Source organism: Leptospira kobayashii (assembly GCF_003114835.2).
GTDB lineage: Bacteria > Spirochaetota > Leptospiria > Leptospirales > Leptospiraceae > Leptospira_A > Leptospira_A kobayashii.
The window spans coordinates 2,345,717-2,365,783 of record NZ_AP025028.1 but is presented as its reverse complement, the minus strand read 5'-3'; the positions used below and the strand labels follow the sequence as shown (position 1 = coordinate 2,365,783).

The 20,067-nt window shown below is 38.6% G+C and carries 17 protein-coding genes; 12 read left to right on the top strand and 5 right to left on the bottom strand.

Annotation, left to right across the window (positions count from 1 at the left end; genetic code table 11):
* The first annotated feature begins 10 nt into the window (after positions 1 to 10).
* From DI077_RS10605 to DI077_RS10570, 8 genes are read left to right on the top strand one after another with little or no spacing between them, the layout of a single operon-like run.
* Positions 11 to 1,852 carry a glycosyltransferase family 2 protein gene (locus DI077_RS10605; protein ID WP_109019414.1) on the top strand — a complete coding sequence of 614 codons (1,842 nt, stop codon included), beginning with the start codon at positions 11 to 13 and terminating at the stop codon, positions 1,850 to 1,852.
* Between the two features lie 19 nt (positions 1,853 to 1,871).
* Complete coding sequence (locus DI077_RS10600) at positions 1,872 to 2,645, top strand: hypothetical protein (RefSeq protein WP_135354860.1); 774 nt, start codon at positions 1,872 to 1,874, stop codon at positions 2,643 to 2,645.
* A complete protein-coding gene (locus DI077_RS10595) occupies positions 2,642 to 3,580 on the top strand; it encodes a glycosyltransferase family 2 protein (RefSeq protein WP_109019416.1) in 939 nt (312 codons plus the stop codon). Before DI077_RS10600 ends, DI077_RS10595 begins: the two co-directional genes overlap by 4 nt.
* The gene (locus DI077_RS10590; protein ID WP_242935164.1) at positions 3,577 to 4,572 is read left to right on the top strand and encodes a glycosyltransferase family 9 protein; all 996 of its coding nucleotides are present in this window, start codon (positions 3,577 to 3,579) and stop codon (positions 4,570 to 4,572) included. Before DI077_RS10595 ends, DI077_RS10590 begins: the two co-directional genes overlap by 4 nt.
* The gene (locus tag DI077_RS10585) at positions 4,569 to 5,630 is read left to right on the top strand and encodes an NAD-dependent epimerase/dehydratase family protein (protein WP_109019418.1); all 1,062 of its coding nucleotides are present in this window, start codon (positions 4,569 to 4,571) and stop codon (positions 5,628 to 5,630) included. The genes DI077_RS10590 and DI077_RS10585 overlap by 4 nt, the downstream gene beginning before the upstream one ends.
* An 11-nt stretch (positions 5,631 to 5,641) precedes the next feature.
* On the top strand, positions 5,642 to 6,703 hold the full coding sequence (locus DI077_RS10580; RefSeq protein WP_109019419.1) for an NAD-dependent epimerase/dehydratase family protein: 1,062 nt from the start codon (positions 5,642 to 5,644) through the stop codon (positions 6,701 to 6,703).
* Between the two features lie 2 nt (positions 6,704 to 6,705).
* The gene (locus tag DI077_RS10575) at positions 6,706 to 7,464 is read left to right on the top strand and encodes a glycosyltransferase family 2 protein (protein WP_109019420.1); all 759 of its coding nucleotides are present in this window, start codon (positions 6,706 to 6,708) and stop codon (positions 7,462 to 7,464) included.
* Complete coding sequence (locus tag DI077_RS10570; protein WP_109019421.1) at positions 7,461 to 8,807, top strand: hypothetical protein; 1,347 nt, start codon at positions 7,461 to 7,463, stop codon at positions 8,805 to 8,807. Before DI077_RS10575 ends, DI077_RS10570 begins: the two co-directional genes overlap by 4 nt.
* Positions 8,808 to 8,855: 48 nt before the next feature.
* On the opposite strand, the gene DI077_RS10565 is transcribed toward DI077_RS10570, so the two are convergent.
* Positions 8,856 to 9,593 (bottom strand): glycosyltransferase family 2 protein, encoded by a 738-nt coding sequence (locus tag DI077_RS10565; protein WP_109019422.1) that lies wholly within the window; start codon positions 9,591 to 9,593, stop codon positions 8,856 to 8,858.
* A gap of 83 nt (positions 9,594 to 9,676) precedes the next feature.
* On the opposite strand from DI077_RS10565, the gene DI077_RS10560 reads away from it, so the two are divergent.
* Complete coding sequence (locus DI077_RS10560; RefSeq protein ID WP_109019423.1) at positions 9,677 to 10,666, top strand: phosphoglycerate dehydrogenase; 990 nt, start codon at positions 9,677 to 9,679, stop codon at positions 10,664 to 10,666.
* Positions 10,663 to 12,360, top strand: a complete 1,698-nt coding sequence (locus tag DI077_RS10555; RefSeq protein ID WP_109019424.1) for a glycosyltransferase family 39 protein — start codon at positions 10,663 to 10,665, stop codon at positions 12,358 to 12,360. The genes DI077_RS10560 and DI077_RS10555 overlap by 4 nt, the downstream gene beginning before the upstream one ends.
* Positions 12,361 to 12,362: 2 nt before the next feature.
* Here the strand turns inward: DI077_RS10555 and DI077_RS10550 are convergent, their stop codons facing one another.
* Positions 12,363 to 13,331, bottom strand: a complete 969-nt coding sequence (locus DI077_RS10550) for a glycosyltransferase family 2 protein (RefSeq protein WP_109019425.1) — start codon at positions 13,329 to 13,331, stop codon at positions 12,363 to 12,365.
* Between the two features lie 98 nt (positions 13,332 to 13,429).
* Here DI077_RS10550 and DI077_RS10545 point away from each other — a divergent pair, with 98 nt between their 5' ends.
* A complete protein-coding gene (locus DI077_RS10545; protein ID WP_109019426.1) occupies positions 13,430 to 14,236 on the top strand; it encodes a glycosyltransferase family 2 protein in 807 nt (268 codons plus the stop codon).
* A gap of 2 nt (positions 14,237 to 14,238) precedes the next feature.
* Here DI077_RS10545 and DI077_RS10540 read toward each other — a convergent pair whose 3' ends face one another.
* The gene (locus tag DI077_RS10540; RefSeq protein ID WP_109019427.1) at positions 14,239 to 15,729 is read right to left on the bottom strand and encodes a glycosyltransferase family 39 protein; all 1,491 of its coding nucleotides are present in this window, start codon (positions 15,727 to 15,729) and stop codon (positions 14,239 to 14,241) included.
* Between the two features lie 118 nt (positions 15,730 to 15,847).
* Between DI077_RS10540 and DI077_RS10535 the strand changes: the two genes are divergently transcribed.
* Positions 15,848 to 16,990 (top strand): glycosyltransferase, encoded by a 1,143-nt coding sequence (locus DI077_RS10535; RefSeq protein ID WP_109019428.1) that lies wholly within the window; start codon positions 15,848 to 15,850, stop codon positions 16,988 to 16,990.
* Positions 16,991 to 17,023: 33 nt separating this feature from the next.
* Here the strand turns inward: DI077_RS10535 and DI077_RS10530 are convergent, their stop codons facing one another.
* Positions 17,024 to 18,502, bottom strand: coding sequence for an ArnT family glycosyltransferase (locus tag DI077_RS10530; RefSeq protein WP_109019429.1), 1,479 nt, complete (start codon positions 18,500 to 18,502; stop codon positions 17,024 to 17,026).
* Positions 18,502 to 20,046: a phosphatase domain-containing protein gene (locus DI077_RS10525; RefSeq protein ID WP_109019430.1), complete on the bottom strand. Its 1,545-nt coding sequence runs from the start codon at positions 20,044 to 20,046 to the stop codon at positions 18,502 to 18,504. The genes DI077_RS10530 and DI077_RS10525 overlap by 1 nt, the downstream gene beginning before the upstream one ends.
* Positions 20,047 to 20,067 lie beyond the last annotated feature (21 nt).

Below are 20,067 nucleotides of genomic sequence, written 5' to 3'. Positions count from 1 at the left end.
TCACAGATACATGAAATTATTGTTATATACTAAATCAATCTATAAGCTTTATACACAATTGGGATGGAAACGCTTTTTCTCTCTCGTTCGATCCAAACTCTTGAGATTTCTCTTCGAGAAAAAAAAGACCCGTGAGAGTTTGTTTCCTGCTACAACCGGAAATTTCGAATACTCACTTTGGTTACAGAAATATTTCCCGAGAGAGTCGGACTATGAAGGTATGAAAGAAGTATGCAAGATACTTGCATACAAACCTTTGGTATCGATCATTACTCCCGTTTACAATCCTCCTATTACATTTTTTAAAGAAGCGATCGATTCCGTTTTGGCGCAGGTTTATGAAAATTGGGAATTATGTTTGGCTGATGATGCCTCCACGGATACTGAAATCAAAAAAATAATCGAGGCATATAGAAAGGCGGATTCCAGAATCAAAGTGATCTATAGAAATAAAAACGGCCATATTTCGGATGCATCCAATTCGGCCCTCTCCATCGCCAAAGGTGAGTTTGTTGCTCTCCTTGATCAAGATGACCTTCTTACTAAAGATGCTTTGTTTCAGAATGTTCTTGCGTTGAATCAAAACCGTTCCATTGATATGATCTATTCCGATGAAGATAAAATCACGGAAGATGGAAAATTATTCAGCCCTTTTTTTAAACCCGATTGGTCGCAGGAATCTTATTTATCGCGTAACTATACCTGTCATTTTTCACTTTATCGCAAAAAGATAATCGATAGTATTAACGGATTTCGCAAAGGCCTCGAAGGAAGCCAAGACTATGATCTGATGCTTCGTTTTTCGGAAAAAACCGATCGTATCCATCATATTTCGAAAATACTTTACCATTGGAGAACTCATAATAATTCCACATCTCTCAATGCAGGTGCGAAATCTTATGCTGCTGTCGCCGGTGAAAAAGCCCTTGCCGATGCTTTGGAAAGACGAAAGGAAAAGGGGACTGTGGAACCTGTTTCCGGTTATGCGGGAAATTTTAATATTAGATATGCTTTGAAAAATGATCCTAAAATTTCGATTGTTATTCCCAGTAGAAATCAAAGCGGCTATTTGGAAAAATGTCTAAACTCGATATTTGAAAAATCTAATTATAAGAATATCGAAGTGGTTTTGGTGGATAATGGAACCGATGAAGAGAAAGCGATAGGTCTTATTCGGTATTGGAAAGAAAAGGAACCGGATCGTTTTGTGTGGTTAAAGTACGGTATCCCGTTTAATTTTTCCAAATTGATTAATTTCGGATGTGAGAAAGCAAGCGGAGACTACTTTATCATTTTGAATAATGATACGGAAATCATTTCACCCGACTGGATCGAATCCTTGTTAAGCCAGGCACAGAGGAATGAGATTGGAGCTGTCGGATGTATGCTTCTTTATCCCGATAATACGATCCAACATGCAGGAGTGGTCTTGGGAGTAGGAGGGATTGCCAATCACTTTATGTTAGGTGAATTTTCCGAATCAACCAAACATTATTGTTATTTGAAATTAACTAATAATGTTTCCGCCGTAACGGGTGCCTGCTTTATGATTGCCCGTAAAAAATTCAAGAGAGTCGGCGGTCTTGATGAGAATTTTGCCGTTTCCTACAATGATATAGATTTCTGTTTAAAATTGGGAAAAATGGGTTATAGGAATTTATATCTTCCTTATGTTCGGATTTTTCATTATGAATCGAAATCAAGAGGATCGGATATGAGCCCGGAAAAGAAAATCCGTTTGGATCGCGAGTCGGAAATGATGAAAGAAAAATGGAAGGATTTGATTGATAATGATCCTTATTACAATCCCAATCTTTCCAAATCCAGATTTGATTTTAGTTTGAATGTTTAAGCCATAGGCCGGTTTCGTTTTGCAAATAAAGATACATCAGATTTATTTCCATGAAGACCAAAGGTCTTCTCTTTTGGACGGGTTTATCCCGTATTTCAATCAAAGTAAAAATGACAGGCAACTCTATGAAACGGAAGTTTTTTTTAATCTGTTTCGTGAATCGGAGTTAGTTGACGCTGATTTTTACGGTGCAGTATCATGGAAGTTCGGAGAGAAAACAGGTCTAACTGGAAATGATTTTTTCCAATTTCTAAATTCGAATCCCAAACATGACGTATACTTGGCAAACCCTTATCCCGAACTGATTCATTTGTATGATAACCCTTGGATACAAGGGGAGAATGTTCACCCGGGACTTTTGAAGATTTCTCAAACCGTTTTCGATCTTTCGAAGTATAAGGTGGATTTGAATCAGATTCGATTGGAGAAGGAAAGACAGCTTTATTGCAATTACTTTGCAGGTTCGGGAGCGTTTTGGAAATCGTATCTTATCTTTTTAAGGGAAATCGTTTCCATCGTTGAGACGAATCCTCAGATTCGGAAGCACATAAAAAAGAAAACCTCATACATTTACGAAGCATCCTTTTTACCGTTTTTTTTAGAAAGATTATTGCCGACGTATTTGTATTTAAATCCTGAAATCAAAACGATTAGTTATAAATATAAGGACGAATTTCTACTCAATAGATATTTGAAAGTGATCAAGGAAAAGGAAGATGCTCTTTTTCGGCATCAAAGAATTTTCCGAAAGATTCCTTTTTTGAGCTTACTACGTAAATTGGTGAAATATTGAATCGTTTCTCTCTGCTTACTGTTCATTGGAATACCGCCGAACTCACATTAAAGTTTGTTGATCTCGTAATGCCTTATGTCATCGCAAATGATTGGCAATTGTTCTTATTGGAAAACGGTTCGAGTGATACGGAGAAAAAAATCCTCAAGGACGGACTTCGGAAAAATGGACTCAATCAAAACGATTTCTTTCATCTGATAGAAAGTGACGAGAATCTCGGTTTCGCCGGCGGAATCAATTTGATTGCAGATCATGCATTTAGGCGGTTTCCGAAAAATCATTTTTGGGTTTTGAATACGGACATCACAATCCCGGAATCGACGATGAATTACATACATACCAGGCTGGAATTAAATGATCGTTTGGTGGGCTCTTTGGTTTTTGACGAAACTGGAGACAAATTATTGTTTTCCGGCGCATCCTTCCCTTTGACTATTTTCGGAGTTCAGTATTCCAAAACAAAGAAAATTTCACCGAATGAAAAATGGGACACCTCTTATTGCGAAGGTTCTAGCTTAGTTATAAACAATTTCATATATAAAGATCTAATCTCGGAAAGAAAAACTCTTTTCGATGGAAAGCTTTTCTTGTATTGTGAAGATCTTGAACTGGGTTTAAAGGCGAAACAATTGGGATATCATTCCGAGTTAGATACAAATCTGATTATCTATCATAAACATTCCCAAAGCGGAGGAGGTTCGGGAAATTTTTTAGCTTTTTATTATATTACAAGAAATCGGATTTTACTTGCGATAGACTATCTGTCTTTGCCTGTTTATATATTCTATATTTTATTTTCAATTATCACTCGTTTAGCGATCAATATTGTTTTGATCCGAAAAAGAAGCGCTAAAGTTCGTTCCGCTATTTTTGCCGGAATTTTGGACGGTATGCTTGGGAAAACGGGAAGATGGAAAAATCATCCTGTAAAATGAAGATACTGATTGTTCATACTTCCGGAATCGGCGATTTTGTTTTTTTCTCTCCGGTGATTTCCTTTTTAAAGGAAAAATTTCCGCAATCCAGTTTTCATCTGATATTGGGTACTCCAGGCACCAAACAAATCACCGATATGTATGATTGTTGGGATGCGACTGAAGTTTTTAATGTTAGAACAAGGCCATTTGATTTTTTTAAAATAGCTTTCGGTTTAATTCATATTAAATTCGATCTCGTTATTTTTTCTTCAGGGATTAATTTTTACAAATCGTTATTTGCAAGTTTTCTAATTCGCTTTAAAAAATTATGCATTGTCAGCGATTCGAATACCTTCGGAATCAGAGGATATGTAGGAGTACGTTCAAATATTCATTCGGTTGAAAAAAATAAATCAATCATTGAATATTTGGGAGGGGATAAGGATAAATATCAACCTTTTCTACCCAAACAGAACTCTTTAATTGCTGAAACCGGATCCGTGGATAAAATCTGGATTCATCCGGGATGTGACCCGAAATTCAAATTCAAACGGTATCCTGCCGCGAAATACATAACCATTATAAAAGAACTGATTCGGAGTGGGCGTTCCGTTACGGTTGATATCGGTCCTGGCGAAGAAGACCTGTTAGCCGATTTTTCAGTCATAAGGAATACTCCTTTTTTTCAGTTAAAGGAAAATCTTTCCATTGTTAATTTAGTCAGTGAGTTGAGTCAATATTCACTTGTACTTACAAATGATTCCGGGATAGGTCATATTGCCGCAGCATTGGATCTACCTGTCTTAAGTATTCATGGTGCGACAGACCCTAAGATTTACGGTCCTTATTCTCCTAAATCCGAATTTATTATTTCTGCGAATCCCCCCGATTGTATGCCCTGTTTTCGAAAAGGTGGACGATACGGATGTGAAGAGATTCCTTGTTTGACATCGATATCGGAAGCGGAGATATTAAAAAGAATAGATATGATTTTGGTAAAAAATAAATGAAAACAGTTTTAGTTACCGGTGGCGCCGGATTTCTCGGATCACATTTGGCTTTGCGTTGGAAAGAAGAAAATCCGAATGATAAAATCATCTCCTTTGACAATCTCAAAAGAAGAGGTTCCGAATTAAATATTTCAAGATTACGCTCCAAATCCATTGAGTTCTTTCATGGAGATATCAGAATTAAGGAGGATCTGCTGGCACTTCCTAAGATTGATTTGATTTTGGAATGTTCTGCGGAGCCTTCGGTTATGGCGGGTATCAATAGTTCTCCCGATTATCTCATTCAAACCAATTTAATCGGAACTTTGAACTGTTTGGAATTGGCGAGAAGGGACAGATCAGATTTCGTATTTTTTTCAACTAGTAGAGTTTATCCGATTGAATCTTTGAATCAAGCTGAATGGAAAGAATCGGAAACTCGTTTCGAATGGACCGATAAACAGGAATTAAGCGGAGTTGGTCCGCTTGGAATTTCCGAATCGTTCCCATTGGATAAACCTAGATCTCTTTACGGAAGTACAAAACTCGCTTCCGAATTGATCATTCAGGAATACGGAGATACTTACGGTTTAAGGACTCTTATCAATCGATGCGGTGTTCTTACCGGTCCTTGGCAAATGGGAAAAATCGACCAAGGTGTCGTTGTCTTTTGGTTAGCTTCTCATATCTATAAAAGAAGTTTGAAATACTTCGGGTACGGTGGAAAGGGAAAACAAGTGAGGGATTTGCTTCATGTGGAAGATCTTTATTCGTTACTTAAATTACAACTTGGCAACTGGGATTTGAGTGACGGCCAAACTTTCAATGTAGGCGGGGGTAGGAAAGTAAGTGTAAGTCTTTTGGAACTCACTGAAATCTGCCAGAGAATCACAGGAAACAAAATTGAAATTGATTCCGTTCTTGAAGACAGGCAGGCGGATATTCGAATTTATCTTTCCGATTGCACTAAAGTAAAAAATACTTTCGGTTGGCAACCGAAGTATGACCCCGAAACGATTTTGAAGGAAATCCATGTATGGATTCAAGAAAACTCTTTGATTTTGGCTAATATATTATAAAGGTAAGTAAAATGGGTGTAGTAATCATAACAGGATCAGCAGGTTTAATCGGTGCGGAGTCCGTCCGATTTTTTGCAAACAAGGGATATCAGATCGTCGGAATCGACAATGATATGCGTAAGGATTTTTTCGGAGAAGAAGCATCAACTCATTGGCAAAGAAAACAATTGGAGGAATCCATTCCGAATTACAAACATTATTCGGTCGACATTCGAAATCAGGAATCAATTTTTCCCATTTTTAAAGAATATAATGATGATATCGAACTTGTGATTCATACCGCGGCGCAACCATCTCATGATTGGGCCGCTAAGGATCCGTTTAAGGATTTTACCGTCAATGCGAACGGGACTCTCGTTCTGCTTGAGGCGGTCAGGCTTTATTCTCCCAAATCGGTTTTCATCTTCACTTCCACCAACAAGGTTTACGGTGACACCCCCAACTACTTACCGTTAGTGGAAAAAGAAAAACGCTGGGAGATTGATGAAAAACATTCTTTCTTTCAATACGGGATCGACGAATCCATGAGCATCGATCAAACGAAACATTCCCTGTTCGGCAGTTCAAAAGTAGCAGCCGATGTAATGGTCCAGGAATATGGAAAATACTTCGGGATAAGAACAGGTATCTTCAGAGGCGGATGTTTGACAGGGCCGGGCCATTCCGGCACCGCATTACATGGGTTCCTTGCATATCTGATGAAGTGTGCAATCACCGGTCAGCATTATAACGTATTCGGATATAAAGGCAAACAAGTTCGGGATAATATTCATAGTTATGATTTGGTAAATATGTTTTATCATTTTTTTAAAAATCCCAAGGCAGGAGAAGTTTATAATGCTGGAGGAAGCAGACATTCCAATTGTTCCATGATGGAAGCGATAGAACAATGTGAAAAAATAACCGGCAAAAAAATGAACTATACTTACATGGAAGACAATCGAATTGGAGATCATATTTGGTACATCAGTGATGTCCGCAAATTTCAAAAACATTATCCCGATTGGAAATACAATTACGACTTAAACGATATCCTTGTTCAGATTTACGATGCCACTTCTTTGCGGATTTAATCATGATTAAGAAAGATAAACTCAGCATTATCATTCCCGCTTATAATGAAGAGGAAAATATCATTCCTACCGTTTCTCAGATCGTTCCTTTTTTAAAACAGGACAAGATCCCTTTTGAGATCGTGATCGTAAATGATAATAGTAAGGATAAAACTCCGGAGAAAGTAAAGGAATTACAAAAATCATATCCTGAAGTCAAACTGGTTTCGAGAACAGCACCCGGAGGATTCGGAAGAGCGATTCGGACCGGATTGGAAAATTTTACTGGCGATGTAGTTGTTATCGTAATGGCGGATTTATCTGATGACCCGGAAGATATAGTCAGATACTATAATAAAATACAGGAAGGGTATGATTGTGTATTCGGAAGTCGTTTCCGAAACGGATCCGTTGTAAAAGAATATCCCATAGTGAAATATTATGTAAATAGAATCGTGAATTCTTTTTTACAATTATTGTTTTTGACCCGGCATAATGATTTAACGAATGCATTCAAAGCATACAGGGCTTCCGTTATTAAAAACATACATCCCTTACATGCCTGTCATTTTAATATTACAATCGAGCTTTCTCTTTCCGCATTGATCCGCGATTATAAAATCGCATCCATTCCTATCAACTGGTACGGAAGAAAGTGGGGTCAGTCCAATCTAAAACTTCGCGCTATGGGCAGAAGATATCTTGCTACACTACTTAAGATTTGGTTTGAGAGATTGCTCATTCTTGATGATCTTTTGGCGGAGAAATCGGATATAAAATGACCTTCTTTCATTTGAAGAAAAAAATTCAGAAGTTTCAAACATTCTTAACAGTCTTCTTTCTGGTTTGGTCCGCTCGGTTGATCTGGATCGGCCTGTATGGCGTGGATGTTCCTTTCTGGGATCAGTGGGATGGTGAAGCGGATTCCATTTATTTGCCGATTTTACGTGGCAATTATAATCCATTGCATTTGATTTCCCAACATAATGAACATCGTATTTTTTTTACAAGAGTCCTGAGTATCGCTATTTTTTTGTTAAACGGTTATTGGAGCACTGTAATTGTGATGCAGATCCAGGCAATGATTCCTGCGGCGATCGCAGGTTTTTTTGCTCAGACTATTGTCAATCGTTCTTATCCGGCGTGTTTGGGTATTGCAATATATTTTGCCGCTCCTTTAGGAACGGAAAATATGTTGTGGGGATTTCAAAGTCAATTTTACTTTATGATTTTGTTTTCCGTTATCTCCCTCTATTATTTCTCTTTGGGAGAATCAAATTCCAAATCCATTTTATTAGCTTTCGTATTTTCCGTATTCGCTTTTTTTAACATAGCAAGCGGAGCATTGGTAGCCTTTGTCATATTTACCGTTTCCTGTTTGAAAATCATTTTCGGTCTTTCTGAAAATAAAAAGAAAACCGCCCTTATCTCAGCCTCATTTTTATTATTATTTATCTCTGAAATATTTTTTACAAAATTGCCATCGGGCCATGAAGGACTTCATGCTTCCGATTATCATTCCTATTTGAATTCATTATTGTTTTATTTGCGTTGGCCGGGTGTGAATAAAATGGGCTTGGGATATTTGATTCACGGATTCACATTCATTTTGTTTTTTATCCTCTTGGTTTTTAAAAGAGAAAAATTGAAAGAGTTGCGCATTCAATATCTGATCAGTTTGCAAATTTGGATCTATGCTCAAATTCTATTGCTTGTGTATGCAAGGGGTGGCGGTTCGGAAGTAAGCATCGCAAATCGTTATTTGGATATTTTATTTCTTGGTCCTTTGTTTTCGTTTTTTGTCTTTGTGAACCTGGTAAATCGAAGAAAGATCGTTTTGTTTGCCAATCTTAGTTTCCTGATACTAACCGCTGTTTTTGCCCATCGGATTATAAGGGATGGCTTTTTTGAAAGGGCGGGTTTGTTTTTGCAAAGGGAGAAGATGTTATCTGTATTGGTTACTGCAAAACGAATGGAAGTAAAAGAGAAAGGTTCTTCCTTGCCGTTTCTTCTTGCAAAGACTCCGGTAGTGGAATTGCCTTATCCTGATGCGGTTCGGCTGCACACGTTACTGACTGATCCGCTATTTGATAAGATGATGCCGATTTTGTTGTATAGAGAATGAACCTTTCGATTTCGCAAGCCTAGAGCCAGGTTTTGCCAATATCTTTCTTTAAACGATAAACTCAAAGAGTTTTGTAAAATATTTGGAATAGATTTTGAAATAGTTTGTTTTGATCCCTAGTTCGTCGCAGGCTTCTTTGATTTCCCTATTGATAAGCAGATTGCTTTTGATACTTTTCGTACTTTCCCCTCCGGTTTGCATAACCACCCAAGTTTCAGGAATGTATTTATAACGGATGTTTGCTTTAAAAAAGCGGGCAAGTAATTCAAAGTCGGCGGCAATTTTGAAATTTACGTCGAATAATCCCAAACGATCGTATATTTCTTTCTTTGCATAAAAACTGGGATGGGCCGGCATTTTTCCATAAGCAAAATCGTTAGGTTTGAAATTACCGGATTTGTATCTGCGAATTAATTTGCCGGTTGAATTTACAAAAATAATATCCGCAAAAACCGCATCGATATCCTCTTTTGAAAATGTTTCCGCAATCCTAGCGAGAACTAAATCGTCCGCAAATCTGTCATCCGAATGAAGTAGCCCGATCACATCTCCCGTCGCGGCACGGAACCCTTTATTCAACGCATCATAAATCCCTTTGTCCGGTTCTGAGATAAATTTTTGAATCTTGTTTCCGTAGGATTCTATAATTTCCTTTGTTCCGTCTTTCGATCCGCCGTCTACTATGATGTATTCGATCGTTATATTTTTTTGGGCAAGAACGGACTCAATGCATTGACGGATTGTGTCTTTTCTGTTATAAACAGCTGTTATAATGGAGATCTTCATTCAAGTTCTATTTGTAAGAAAAACGAAAATGGATTGTTTTAACAATGTTTTTATTTGAAAATGATTGAGAAAAGAAAACGATTATGAAACCCTTTAAGATTTTTGTATCTACATTCCCTTTCGGCAAAGTAGACCCCAGTCCTCGTAATTTGCTGAAAGAAGAAGAGGGATTGGAAGTTATATACAATCCCCATTCCCGTAAACTTTCCAAGTACGAAATAGCTGAATTCGCATCCGATTGCGACGGGTTGATTGCAGGGACGGAAGATCTGGGCGAATTGATTTCCGGGGCTTCCAGGCTGAAGTTGATCTCCAGAGTTGGGATAGGGCTTGACAGTGTGGATTTATGGAAGTGCAAAGAAAAAAACATTAAGGTCTGTTATACGCCTGATGCGGTTACTATGGCGGTAGCAGAACTTACAATCGGACTTATTTTGAGTTTAACCCGTAGAGTGGGGCTTGCCGATCGGGAGATTCGGAACGGGAAGTGGGTCCGTCATTTCGGAAAAAGAATCGGGGAGTCCGTCATTGGGCTTATAGGATTCGGCAGAGTGGGAAAAAACGTGGCACGGCTTCTTTTGCCTTTCGGTCCCAAAATACTTGTAAATGATAAGAAGGATATCGTTTCGGAAATGCAATCTCTCGCGGACTTGGGACTCGATATTCATTTTGCATCGAAAGAAGAAATTTATTCCAGATCGGACGTGATCAGTTTGCATGTCCCCGCTTATAAACTGACTAAAGAACTTATCAATAAAGAGAGTTTGAAATTTTTTAAACCGGAATCATTTCTTATCAATACGGCGCGCGGAGAACTTGTGAATGAAAAAGATTTGTACGAATCTCTGAAGCAGGGCAAAATCGCGGGTGCTGCATTGGACGTTTTTGAAAAAGAACCGTATAACGGAGATTTTATTTCTCTGGACAATGTGATTCTGACCCAACATATGGGATCTTGTTCTTATGATTGCAGATTGAATATGGAAAAACAAGCGGCGGAAGATATGATTCGTTTTAAAAAAGGCTTACCATTGTTACGCGAAGTTCCTATATCGGAATACGAATACCAATGAAGCAAATACTATCCTTAATGCGTTTTATTTCAAGATATCCTTTTATCGTATTTTTGATTATTTCTTTGCCGGTAGCTTTTTTGTTAGCTCCTGATTATGGAATCTCATATGATGAAACGTTTCATAAAAATTACGGTAACTTTATCATTGATTACTATTTGTCTTTCGGTAAAAATCCGGTTTCAGTATCTTATATAGATCTTTTCTATTACGGCGGATTCTATGATGTGATTTCGCAAATATTTACAAATTCGATTTTATATTTATTCAAATCGAATTCCATTTACGAAGTAAGACATTTTTTCAACGGATGGATCGGACTTCTCGGATTTTATTTCGTATACAAAGTATGTGAAATTTCTTTTTCCAGGCGAGTAGGGCTTTTCGCATGTCTTTTTCTTTTGGGAATTCCCGAATACACGGGTCATATATTTTTTAATCCTAAAGACATTCCCTTTTCCAGTTTTTATATAGGTGCTGTTTATTTTTTCATTCGTTATACTAAGCAGAAGTCTCCTAAGTTTATCGACTTTCTTTTATTTTCGGTCTTTACCGGCTTTGCCATTGGGGTTCGGATTTTAGGAATTTTACTCCTGCCTCTTTTCGGATTGTTCCTGATTGTATTTCTTTATCGCAAAGACTCCGATTTAAAGGAAAATTTGAAAGTATGGATCGGCAAGGGATTACAATTCTTTCTGATTTCCTATACGACCGCTCTTCTTTTCTGGCCCTATTTATTGAAATCGCCTGTCTTGAATGCGATTCAAACTTTCAAAACCATGTCTCAATTTCCCTGGGCAGGTGCTGTGATGTTTGCAGGAGAAAAAATAAAAGCCCCTGAAATCGGAAGAAAATATCTCCCTACCTTTTTTGCTTACACTCTGCCGGATTATCTATTTCTGATTTGTGTCATTAGCATCGGCATACTGGTTTATTTGATTCTGTTTAAAAAAGAATATTTTCGGAACCTGAAGATGGACACAGGTTTTCTGGTATTGGTAGGCGCCGGGCTAGGTGCTCTTCTTATCATTATAATCAAAAAGCCAGTTTTATACAACGGATATAGACAGGTATTTTTTGTGATCCCGCCGATCATTTGCATCTTAGCGAAAGTTTTTTCAGATCTCACGGACCAGCTTGGTAAAAGACTGCGAATTTTATCTTTAGTCCTTGTCGCCATTTCGATGTTAGATGTATTTTTCATTATGTATAGGATGCATCCTTACGAGTATGTTTATTTCAACCGTACGTTTAGTTCGGGAATGGAAGAGGGTTGGAAAAAATTCGACTCGGACTATTGGGCGACAAGTATCAAAGAGGGGAGTCTTTGGCTGAAAGATCATTTGAAGGATGATTCGAGACAGGTAAGAGTCGCCAATTCCGCTACGGCAAGCCAGTCGGATTATTATTTCAACAAACAAGAGTTTTATCAATCGGAATTGGAATACAGGCAGTTTGCAAGCTCCCGCACAAAAGCGAATTTATTTACAGAGGAGAGTATGGAGAAGATCGATCATTTCGATCGAATGAAACATTCCGGCAGACAAAAATTCCTTTTTGTAAAAAGAGATGAGTCTTCCGATTATTTATTAACAACCAGAGTGTTCGATCTGCATAAAGAATACCACGGTGAAATCATTCATACTGTGGAAAGAATGGGAATTCCCATTCTTTATGTAATGAAAAGGAAATAGATTTATTTTCTTTTTTTCGGCTTCGAATCCGTTTTGAAACCGATCGTTTCACTCACCAAATAGACCGGCCTTTGTTTCACTTCGTGAAACACTCTCGCTATGTACTCACCCAAAACACCGATTCCTATCAGCTGAATCCCGCCTAAAAAAAGTACGATTACGATCGTAGAATCGTATCCAGGAACATCTATCCCTCGAATCAAAACCCGAACGATCCGAAAGATCAGATAAAAAAAAGCGAATCCCGAAACCGCAAATCCGATATAACTCCATATCTTGAGGGGTATCGTGCTAAACATCAGAATTCCATCCAAAGCAAAATTCCACAACTTCCAATAATTCCACTTCGTATTTCCTTCAAACCTGGCGTCTCTGTCATATTCGATGAAAGTATGTTTGAATCCCACCCAAGCGAAGATCCCCTTCATAAATCTGTTTCTCTCTCCCAGGCTATTGATCGCATCAACCACCTTACGGTCGATTAGGCGAAAATCTCCCACATCTCTCGGTATATCCACGTCACTCATGTAGCTGATGCTTTTGTAAAAAAAATTCGCAGTCAATTTTTTGAACCAAGTTTCTCCGGCCCTTTCCTTTCGTTTTGCGTAAATAACTTCATAACCTTCTTTCCATTTTTGAATCATATCCGGGATGATTTCCGGAGGGTCTTGCAAATCGGAATCGATGGGAATGATCATATCTCCGCTGCTGTAAGCGAGTCCGGCCGAAAGTGCGGCTTCTTTTCCGAAGTTCCTGGAAAAATTCAGCAGCTTTATTTTAGGGTTTCTTTTTTGTTCCGAAAGTAAAATCGGGAAAGTGTTGTCACGACTTCCGTCATTGATTGCGATGATTTCGTACGAGTAAGGGAGTTTGGAAAGAACGGATTCCACTCTTAAAAAAAATTCTTTTGCTCCGGTTTCTTCGTTATAAAAAGGGGCAATGACACTGATTTGGGGAAGGGAGGATTTCATCGTTTACAAAGATTAGTATTTGAAACTTTCCCTCTTTGTCCAGAGATTCTTTGTTAAACCATTGACGATATATAGCAAACACTAAATTAGTAATAACCATGGCTTCATCTGAAATAAAAAAAACTACAAAATCACCCAAATCGAATTTAATTACTACTTCACTCATCATTCCCATCTATAACGAAGCGGGTCATTTGTTGGAATTTTTAGAGAAGGTCGATGCTTTAAAAATCCCCACCGCGAAAGAATTGGTGTTCATTGACGATTGTTCTAAAGACGAATCCAGAACTATCTTAAAACAGTTTTCTTTTCGTTCTCAACACCAATTGATTTTCCAAGAAAAAAATCAGGGCAAAGGTGCTGCCTTACAAAAAGGCATCCAAGCTGCCAAGGGAGAGATCATCATTGTTCAGGATGCCGATTTTGAATATGATATGGAAGAGATTCCTATGTTGATTGAACCTGTAGCTTTAGGAAAAGCGGACGTGGTGTTCGGTTCCCGTTTCAAAAAGGACGGCAGGCAAGTCCATCGCACATTTCATTATCTGATCAATCGTTTCCTGACCATTCTGTCGAATTTTTTAAGCGGGCTTTATCTTACCGATATGGAAACTTGTTATAAAGTTTTCAAAGCGGAGATCATCAAGAACATTCGTTTGGATTCGAAACGTTTTGGGTTCGAACCGGAAGTGACTGCAAAAGTCGGAAGATTGAAAGTCAGAGTTCAGGAATTTCCGATTTCTTATTATCCTAGAAACTATCTGGAAGGCAAAAAAATCACTTGGAAAGACGGAGTGGCTGCCCTTCGCCACATCATTTATTACAATTGGTTCGCACCAAAGAAAGATTTTTTTACAAAAGATATTCCCGGAAAATATATCCCCCGCGGAGCTAACTGGCTTTAGATCTATTTGGTAAGTACATAGACTTTGATTCCCCAAATGGGAATTGTTTGCGAACTACTTACCTGTTTTTCAATTCGAACTCTTTCCGCTTCCGGAAAAACGGACTGCATATTCGATTCCACCAGAAATATTTTTCCGCCTTTGGGAATCGTTTTTAATATCTCCAAATCCAATTGGTTTTCTTTTTTCGGAAACTCCAAAACACGCATATGATTGTGTTCCGGCATTTGTTGGAAATAATAATTAAAAAATCGATCCTCTTCATAAGAGTAAATACTTGCACCTTTCGCTTCCTGTAATAGAAAAGTTACCGTTTGTTTGTAATGTTCTTTGAAGGGTTTATAATAACTTCGGGTAAAAGAAAGAATGAAAAACAAGGAAAAGAAACAAACCAGAACTAGTTTCATATTTCTCTTCGGTTTAACGAATATTTCGATCGTGATCGAAACGAACAAAATCAGAGGATAAGACAATACGAGTAAGTTTCTGCCGGTTAGCACCGGTTTGTATATGGAAATGATATTTGTCGTGGCAAGAAACAACAGAATGATTCCTCCGAGAAGGTATAGATTTTCTTTGGTCCGGGAATTTGATTTGTCTTTTAGATAAGAACGAACCTCTTTGAAATTGATTCCTATGGAAACGGCATACAGTAGAAAACAAATCAGAATGACCTGGACTCCTTTATAAGGGAGAAGGAAAAAAGTGTAATTGAATATTTCGAAAAATACAAAGATACCTGTGGAAGGAATCCATGAAATCCGATCGGTTTGAGGCAAAAGAAAAATCAGTTTGTAGATCTCCGGGAAATACAACAACAACTGCAGGATGCCTGCCGTTATAAGAGTGGGAATTTGCCTGAATTCTTTCTTTAATAAAAGATAAACAAACAATGCAAAGTAGAGATGTGCGGAATACAAAAGCCCAAAATAATGCGTGTAAGATGCCAGAGTTCCGAACAAAATAAAAAGGCCGTAGGTTTTGTAGTTCGTCCGTTTTTCAGAAGATTCCTCTGCAATTCTTAAAAAGTAGATTGTAGTTAGGATGGAAAAAAATACCAAAAGGGAATAAGATCTGGCTTCTTGGGAATAATACACCGCGCCGAAACTCGCTGATAAGAATAAAAAGGAATAAAGATCCGAGTCTTTCTTTGAAAAATAAAATTTGATGATCAGCACGAGTAAGGACAAAATTCCGAAAAACGCACTTAATGACCTAACGGACGTAGGTGAATTGGAAAAATAATATATCCAGTAATGCAATAGGATCCCGTGCAGAGGAGGGTTCGTTTCCTGTTCGAATGTTTTTAAAGTATCCGAAAGATTCGGAAGGGATGAGTTCAATACGGAAAAAAGTTCGTCCGCCCATAAAGATTGAAGATCTATGTTGTGGAGCCTGAAATAGATACCGATCAGTAGAAAAACAGGAACAATGATATATAAGGAAAAATTTTCGTAGCTGAGTGCAAAACGAACACCGGTTTTATTATTCATAAATCTTACTTGGAAATATCTACAGGACCGTTTTGTTTGTCACGATAAAAACGGATGTTTGCGCTCAAAATTACAAGTTGACCATTCCGCCCCGAGATATTTTTTTACTGGTATCGCTATGCCTCAGTTTTCCCTTATTTTACCCACTTACAATGAAAAGGAAAATCTCATCCTTCTCCTTCCCAAATTAGTTACTTTATTCAAATCGAAAAAAATCGACTATGAAATCATTATCGTGGATGATGATTCTCCCGATTTAACTTGGAAATGGTTCCAAACAAAGGAAAAGGATTTTCCTTCCGTCAGACTGATTCGTAGAATCCATGAAAAAGGATTGAGTTCCGCCGTCCTGACCGGCATGGCATCCGCCCAAGGGGAATATCTGGGTGTTATGGATGCCGATCTTCAACATGATGAGAACATTTTGCCTGAGATGATTTTAAAATTATCCTCCTCCGATATAGTGATCGGGTCGCGTAGAGTGGATAACGGAAGTTATGGGGAGATGTCCTCGGTTCGAAAGTTTATCAGTTATTCGGCGACCTTGCTTGCAAAGATTTTTTTACCATTGCCTACAACGGATCCTATGAGCGGATTTTTTGCACTTCGCAGGGAAGTTTTTGAAACTGCAAAATCCAAAATCAATCCCCGTGGGTTTAAAATCCTGCTCGAGTTTTTAGGAAGAACCAAAAACCTGAAAGTCAGTGAAGTAGGTTACTCCTTTCGAAAAAGAAACCATGGAGAAACCAAATTGTCCGGCTCGGTGATGCAACAGTATCTGATTGCACTCTTCGAGATGCGGTTCGGTTCTTATATTTCTTTGGAGTTTATCAAATACGGACTGACCGGATTGTCCGGGGTTGTTGTCAATTTGGGAGGCCAGTTTGTATATAACAACGTTTTGGCGATCAATGTGGCAAATCAAATCAGATCCGCGATTTCCTTGCCCTCGGGAGCAATCGGATTCGGATTCGAATTGAGCGTCCTCACCAATTATCTGTTAAATAATTTTTGGACTTTTTCGGATCGGAAAAATATAGGATTTATTAACAATACGATCGGATTTTTCAAATTCAATCTGATCAGCCTTCTAGGATTTGTGATTCAATTTTCGACCTGGTTTTTCCTAGTTCAATACTTTCAGTTAAATTATCCTGAATTTTTAACGAGCTGGATCACTTATATCGGAAATGCAGTCGGAATTGTTTTAGCAACTGCTACCAATTATTTTCTAAACAGAAATTTCACTTGGAAATCGTAAGTCTGACCTAGAACCTAACGAAAATTGTACAAACTATTTCTCTGTCTTTCGTTTGTACAATTTGACATTATAAGCAAATTCTTTGTCCAGGTAGAAACTGTTTTTCAAAAGATAGTCTCTTAATCTCAGTTTATATTCATCAATGGATTTGAAGTCGCCTGAAAGTAAGTCCTTATCCGCCCATTGAATCCAGTGGACATTCGCACCGCCCAAATCCGAAAACATCCCGTCCAAATCCACGTTGAACTTGCTTCGAAAAGGAGCGCTCGTATAACAACTGGGTTGGATATAGCGGACGGGAGGTAACATATCCAAATACACATACGATGCATGCCAACCTTTACCCACAAATAAGGTGGCTTTTTCGTCTTTTTCCTTGATGTATGTGGCCACTTGTTTTGGGACGTCTTCGAATTTATGAAATTCTTTGTAGGAAGACTTGATCAATTGAAATGATAATACGAGTAAGGCGGCAAATCCGAGATAAGTTATGATTTTTTTCTCACGAGTACGCGCGGGCAAAGAAAAACGTAAAAAGCCGAAAGATAATAGAATGGAGAAAGGTAAAACTTGCAGATAATAATGATCGAAAAGGTAACCGGTCCAGGTAGATGCATACAATGATGTCAGGTTCAATCCGATTAAAATTAAAAAACGGTCGGATCGTAAAATGCGAAAGCACCTTTTGAAAGGGATGGTGGCAAAACCTAACAAAAAAATCAGAACGAGTGGATAAATGAATTTGATATAAGAAAAAATAAAATCCAATTTCGTTCTTTCCAAATCACCCGTTCCGTATTTGGAAATAGCGATCAGGATCGGTTCCAGGTAAGCATTCCAATTTCCGGTGATGAAATAAGCAAAAGCCACGAGCGAAAATGGAAATACAAACCCAAGTCCGTACAAAACAGGTTTCAAAAATTCTTTATAATTTTTTGTTCCGTAAACCAGTCGAATGGTCGCGAATGAAATGATACATCCTAGGAAGAATGCATCATAGACAATTATGTATTTTACGATAAATGCGATTCCGAAAGATAATCCCGATACGAAGTATCTTCTTCCCGTGAAAAAATAAAATCCCGCAATCTCAAAAGGTATAAAAAAGATCTCTGTGTTCCCCGATAACCCGGAATCTCCCGATTTTGTAATCAGGTATAAAAACAAAAAACCACCAATAATGGCTGTCAGTCGGTCTCTCTTTTTTAGGATTAAAAAAAGCAAATAAGCGGATAATCCGGAAAACAAAACGGTGGCGATCCGAATGGTGAAAATATCATATCCGAAAAAAAGAATGAATACGCTATAGATCAGATAAGTGCCGATCGGCTTTAAATCCCAATAATAAACATAAGGAAAATGACCGTCGACGACTGTTTTTCCCAAGATCAGGTATGTGGTTTCATCCCAGTCGACTGTGGAGAGATTTAAAACGGGAAGTCTGAAAAGGAATGCAGCTACGATAAATAGAACGGGATAGAGCCCGTTCACCCAGTTCGAATTTTGTTTCATTAACCTTTAAATGCCTTCTCCAGCAAATCTATCACCATTTTTCTATCCCCGTCGGCAAACTCAGGTACTGTAAGTTTCTCCAACTGACTCAGAATCTGAGCCTCATCAATCACCTTCCCATCCACCCATTTTCCGATCATCTCACTCACTACCGGAAACACTTGCGCGAATTCCAAATGTCCTCTTGCGTGCAAAATAACACTCATTCCCAAAGAACTTTCCGTTCCGAAAAATGCGTCTTCCTTTACGAACACCTGTTCCCAGATGTTTTCCGGAAGAGCTTCCTTCACGAGTTTTACCATCTCTTCGTGTTTCGGTCCTTTTTCCGTTTGGTTGATCAGTGAGAGTGTAACCGGATTTAGGCGGCCATGGATGCGAACGTTTTCTTCACCCAGTTTCCGAATCCTTCTGGCCGCATCCCTAGTGATCGCATCTCTTCCTAAAAAATTCAAATCATAGAGATAATCTTCCAATGCATCGCCTTCGATTTTTCCCAAACAAATCAATTGGTAGAGAGTGAAGATCATATAATCGGATTCGGTATTGTCACCCATCAAAATCTCTTTGGAGTTTGTCGGCTGGAAAACCCTGTCATAAAGTAATATGGAAAGTTTATAAGCCATCTGATCGAAAAGACTTTGGTAGGAAGCCCCTAGGAATTTTTTGGTTCTGGACCAAGCAGGTTTGAATCCGTTCTGCAAAAAATCAATCGGGTTGAAGATGGTATCGACTACTTTGTCGAATACTCCTTTGATCGTTCCTTCCAAATACTTTAAGTGCAAAGATTCGATTTCGATTTTATGAGTGGCAATGGTCGCAAGCATGGTTCTGCGGAAAAAATGAGGACTTGCCGAGATAAATGCGAGTGGGGCGTTGTTCAGTCCCTTTCGCAGTTGGTGGTAAAGTTCCGGCATTCCCGGTAGCGCCCGTTTTTGTTCGGGAGTTTCAAAAAGTGTGGAGAACTTTCCTTTTCCGGAATGAATGTCCGTTGCAAGATAAGTTTGGTCTATGTCGGAAGTAACGATATAACCGGAGTATTCTTCTGCCAGGATTCTGAGTTTTCCTTTTCCCACGATCGTGGTTTTGCCCAGGATGGAGTCTTCCGTGGAATTGAGATGTGCCAGGTCTTTTGAATATTGGCGGAAGCTATCCAAACCTTCCAGGATTACATGGAACGTGTGTTTGCCGACAGGAAGACGGTCTCTGATTTCGCAGGAAAAAAATCCGTCTTCATCCGCTTTTACTTTTCCAGAGCTGAATATCTTAGCTCCCGATTCATTGAAGATTTCGATCCGAAGGACCGGTTTTCGAACTGGAGCCAGGGAAAAATCCAAAAAGGGAGTGATTCTTTTTTCATCTCCCGAAAAAAGACCGGTCACTAAATCCCAGAGCCCTTCCGCACGCATCAAATCAGTGATTCCTATGTCCACCACCTGCCCTCGGATAAAGGACCTGCGCTCTCGGCCAAGAGAACCGCCACAAACAGCGATTCGTTTGATATCTGTGATGGAAGGACTTTGCGAAGATGGATTTGATTCAGACATATAATGAAAAACTTGTCCGCC

Bases quoted from the DNA above. Each gene is read 5' to 3' on its own strand.
- DI077_RS10605 (WP_109019414.1), top strand. From the start codon at position 11: ATGAAATTATTGTTATATACTAAATCAATCTATAAGCTTTATACACAA.
- DI077_RS10590 (WP_242935164.1), top strand. From the start codon at position 3,577: ATGAAGATACTGATTGTTCATACTTCCGGAATCGGCGATTTTGTTTTT.
- DI077_RS10585 (WP_109019418.1), top strand. From the start codon at position 4,569: ATGAAAACAGTTTTAGTTACCGGTGGCGCCGGATTTCTCGGATCACAT.
- DI077_RS10580 (WP_109019419.1), top strand. From the start codon at position 5,642: ATGGGTGTAGTAATCATAACAGGATCAGCAGGTTTAATCGGTGCGGAG.
- DI077_RS10575 (WP_109019420.1), top strand. From the start codon at position 6,706: ATGATTAAGAAAGATAAACTCAGCATTATCATTCCCGCTTATAATGAA.
- DI077_RS10570 (WP_109019421.1), top strand. From the start codon at position 7,461: ATGACCTTCTTTCATTTGAAGAAAAAAATTCAGAAGTTTCAAACATTC.
- DI077_RS10565 (WP_109019422.1), bottom strand. From the start codon at position 9,593: ATGAAGATCTCCATTATAACAGCTGTTTATAACAGAAAAGACACAATC.
- DI077_RS10560 (WP_109019423.1), top strand. From the start codon at position 9,677: ATGAAACCCTTTAAGATTTTTGTATCTACATTCCCTTTCGGCAAAGTA.
- DI077_RS10555 (WP_109019424.1), top strand. From the start codon at position 10,663: ATGAAGCAAATACTATCCTTAATGCGTTTTATTTCAAGATATCCTTTT.
- DI077_RS10550 (WP_109019425.1), bottom strand. From the start codon at position 13,331: ATGAAATCCTCCCTTCCCCAAATCAGTGTCATTGCCCCTTTTTATAAC.
- DI077_RS10545 (WP_109019426.1), top strand. From the start codon at position 13,430: ATGGCTTCATCTGAAATAAAAAAAACTACAAAATCACCCAAATCGAAT.
- DI077_RS10540 (WP_109019427.1), bottom strand. From the start codon at position 15,729: ATGAATAATAAAACCGGTGTTCGTTTTGCACTCAGCTACGAAAATTTT.
- DI077_RS10535 (WP_109019428.1), top strand. From the start codon at position 15,848: ATGCCTCAGTTTTCCCTTATTTTACCCACTTACAATGAAAAGGAAAAT.
- DI077_RS10530 (WP_109019429.1), bottom strand. From the start codon at position 18,502: ATGAAACAAAATTCGAACTGGGTGAACGGGCTCTATCCCGTTCTATTT.
- DI077_RS10525 (WP_109019430.1), bottom strand. From the start codon at position 20,046: ATGTCTGAATCAAATCCATCTTCGCAAAGTCCTTCCATCACAGATATC.